This is a genomic window from Microcystis sp. M53598_WE2, from assembly GCF_030067735.1.
Lineage (GTDB): Bacteria > Cyanobacteriota > Cyanobacteriia > Cyanobacteriales > Microcystaceae > Microcystis > Microcystis aeruginosa.
This window is the reverse complement of sequence record NZ_JASJFE010000210.1, coordinates 1-2,853: the sequence shown is the minus strand read 5'-3', so window position 1 is coordinate 2,853 and position 2,853 is coordinate 1. Positions and strand designations below refer to the sequence as shown.

The following is a 2,853-nucleotide window of genomic DNA, read 5'->3' as shown; positions in this document are numbered from 1 at the left end:
CCTAGAAGGAACCTGTATTCAAGGCTATCGACACCTAGAAAATATCGGTATAGTTTGACCAGTCGAATCGAAAAATAAAAAAGCAACCTGTCCTCATTGTGGCTTAGAGAGCGATAAACTCCACCAAAATCATCGACATTTAGTCAAAGATTTACCAATCTCAGGACAACCAGTGTACCTACAGGTTAATCGTCTTTTGTACGGTGTAGTTTGTTCATCGTTTAAATTCTCTTTATGATAACCATATCGAAGAAGATTTGTTGCAGCATTCAGGGAAGATGTAGAAAAGTAATCCGGTATGGAAAGAGATTTTTGCGCTGCAATTCGATGCACTAAATCTCTTGCTCGTGAACTGAATTCAATCCAAACGCCAAAACGAGTTTTTCCCGAACCATTAGCACCTATGATCACAAAGCTCGATTGGGATCGCACTTTTACTGAATCCAGTGAACTCGAAATCGATGGAGGCAGTTGTAGTATTCGAGATTCAGAACAATTAACACTTGCTTGCATAGCTATTCTAAAATGTATCTATAACTTGATTATAAGCTGTTGAGAATATTATGACCAACCCCCTTTCTTCAAAATCAATTATCAATGGGAATCAGATAGCCTGTGTTTGGGAAAAAGGGTTTTATCAGTTATGCAGGGCTGCTTTGTAAGTAGCCGGTTGCGGGTTCAAATCCCATATAACAACTTTTGAGTCAAGACCTAATTTAGCGGCGTGATTGCTCTAAAATAAGGTCATCGCCTGATCAGTATATAGTAAAGACATTAATCGCTTTTTGAGTCAAGACCTAATTTAGCGGCGTGATTGCTCTAAAATAAGGTCATCGCCTGATCAGTATATAGCAATGACCTTAATCGCTGTCATCGATTACGACATGGGAAATCTGCACTCTGCCTGTAAAGGACTGGAAACCGTGGGTGCAGTGCCGAAAATTACCGATTCTCCCCTCGATCTGGAAAAAGCTGACGCTATTGTCTTACCCGGAGTCGGTTCTTTTGATCCTGCTGTCCGGCAAATTCGCAGCCGTCATCTCGAAAAACCGATCAAAGCGGCGATCGCTAATGGTAAACCTTTTCTCGGTATCTGTCTCGGTTTACAAATTCTCTTTGAGACATCGGAGGAAGGTCAAGAGGCGGGTTTAGGGATTATTCCGGGGACAGTGCGCCGTTTTCGCTCGGAACCTGGCATTACCATTCCCCACATGGGTTGGAATCAATTAGACTTCACCCAGCCGGATCATGCTCTTTGGCAGGGATTACCCCCGCATCCTCACGTCTATTTTGTCCATTCCTATTATGTTGATCCCCTTGATAGTCATCTAACTGCTGCCACCGTCACCCACGGCAGTCAAACGGTGACGGCAGCGATCGCTCGTGATCGTTTGGTAGCGGTGCAGTTTCACCCGGAAAAATCCTCGACTAATGGCTTAAAAATTCTGGCTAACTTTGTTCAGCAGGTGCAAAAATTAGCTTTAGTCTCCTAAATAAGCCTTTAAAACCCGCTCGTTTTTTTGGATTTCGCTGGGAATGCCATCGGCTAAATTTGTCCCTTCTGCTAATACCCAAACGTGGTGACAAAGGGACATAATCACATCCATATTATGCTCGATAATTAAAAAGGTAATTCCCTGACGATTCCACTCGATAATATGGTCGTTGATTTGAGCGATTAAAGTGGGATTAACTCCGGCGGCTGGTTCATCTAATAAAATTAATTTTGGCTCGGTCATTAGCACTCGGCCAATCTCTAATAATTTACGCTGTCCTCCCGATAAAGCTCCCGCATAATCCTGCGCTTTCTCCCCTAGACCAATCGAATCTAATATGTCCAAAGCTTTGGCACGATTTTCCTGTTCCTGTTGGCGAATTTTTGCCCCCTGAAACCAGACTTTGAGAAAATTTTCTCCCGTTTGCCCCGGACTAGCTAAGAGCATATTTTCTAACACCGTTAATCGGGATAATACCCGTGCTACTTGAAAAGTTCTCACACATCCTTTCAGGGCAATTTGATAGGGAGGCAGCTGATGAATGGGCTGACCATCAAGAAAAACTTCTCCTTTATCTGGGCGAATAAAATTAGATAAAAGGTTAAAAAGTGTGGTTTTGCCGGCTCCATTTGGACCGATTAACCCAGTGATGCTGCCCTGCGGCACATCCAAATAAGCATTATTGACGGCGCGAATGCCCCCAAAACTTTTCGATAATCCTTTGGCAGAAAGTAACATATATAAATTATGAATTATGAATTATGAATTATGAAGTGGGAAGTGGGAAGTGGGAAGTGGGGTGTAGGGTGTAGGGTGTGGGGTGTGGGGTGTAGGGTGTAGGGTGTAGGGTGTGAGGAGAAAAAAGCTGTCTCCTGTCTCCTGTCTCCTGTCTCCTGTCTCCTGTCTCCTGTCTCCTGACTCCTCCGATTAATTCATTTGTTCGTATCCAAATCCATGTCAGAAATAACCTTGCAAATTAACGGCAAAACTCAAACCTGTTTACCCGCAACTAAACTACCGCAAATGTTAGAAAATTTGGGCATGAATCCTCGGTTAGTTGCGGTGGAATATAACGGGGAAATCCTCCATCGTCAGTATTGGGAAAACACGGAAATCAAGGAGGGGGATAAATTAGAAATTGTTACTATTGTCGGAGGGGGTTGACACTCCCATCGCTAAAAGCGAGGGATTCTTGGTTCACTGAGTTTCCTTAATCTGGCAGGACGTATCCAACATTCGCCAGAGGGAATCTCTCCCCAAGCGTATTAGTTTCGGTGTGTCCCACCGTACTTAGTCCCTTTTTGAGAATGTTGATAGCGGCGTTAATATCTCTATCTTCTACATAGCCACAATGGGG

At 43.6% G+C, this 2,853-nt stretch carries 3 protein-coding genes and 2 pseudogenes; 3 read left to right on the top strand and 2 right to left on the bottom strand.

Translation table 11 applies throughout. The features are described 5' to 3' along the window. Together PX636_RS04475 and hisH are read left to right on the top strand one after the other, a co-directional pair. Positions 1–193 (top strand): annotated as a pseudogene (locus PX636_RS04475) (transposase family protein); the annotation flags it as partial. Positions 194–854: 661 nt separating this feature from the next. Next, complete coding sequence (gene hisH, locus PX636_RS04470) at positions 855–1,493, top strand: imidazole glycerol phosphate synthase subunit HisH (RefSeq protein WP_002795703.1); 639 nt, start codon at positions 855–857, stop codon at positions 1,491–1,493. Here the strand turns inward: hisH and PX636_RS04465 are convergent. Continuing rightward, positions 1,482–2,234, bottom strand: a complete 753-nt coding sequence (locus tag PX636_RS04465; protein WP_288116339.1) for an ABC transporter ATP-binding protein — start codon at positions 2,232–2,234, stop codon at positions 1,482–1,484. The genes hisH and PX636_RS04465 overlap by 12 nt on opposite strands. A 216-nt stretch (positions 2,235–2,450) precedes the next feature. On the opposite strand from PX636_RS04465, the gene thiS reads away from it, so the two are divergent. Continuing rightward, entirely contained in the window at positions 2,451–2,660 is a 210-nt protein-coding gene (gene thiS, locus PX636_RS04460; RefSeq protein ID WP_002751314.1) for a sulfur carrier protein ThiS, read from the top strand. A 46-nt stretch (positions 2,661–2,706) separates the two neighbouring features. Here the strand turns inward: thiS and PX636_RS04455 are convergent. Then, positions 2,707–2,853, bottom strand: a pseudogene (locus PX636_RS04455) (zinc ribbon domain-containing protein); the annotation flags it as partial.

Coding starts and splice junctions, on each gene's coding strand:
- thiS (WP_002751314.1), top strand. CDS start 2,451: ATGTCAGAAATAACCTTGCAAATTAACGGCAAAACTCAAACCTGTTTA.
- PX636_RS04465 (WP_288116339.1), bottom strand. CDS start 2,234: ATGTTACTTTCTGCCAAAGGATTATCGAAAAGTTTTGGGGGCATTCGC.
- hisH (WP_002795703.1), top strand. CDS start 855: ATGACCTTAATCGCTGTCATCGATTACGACATGGGAAATCTGCACTCT.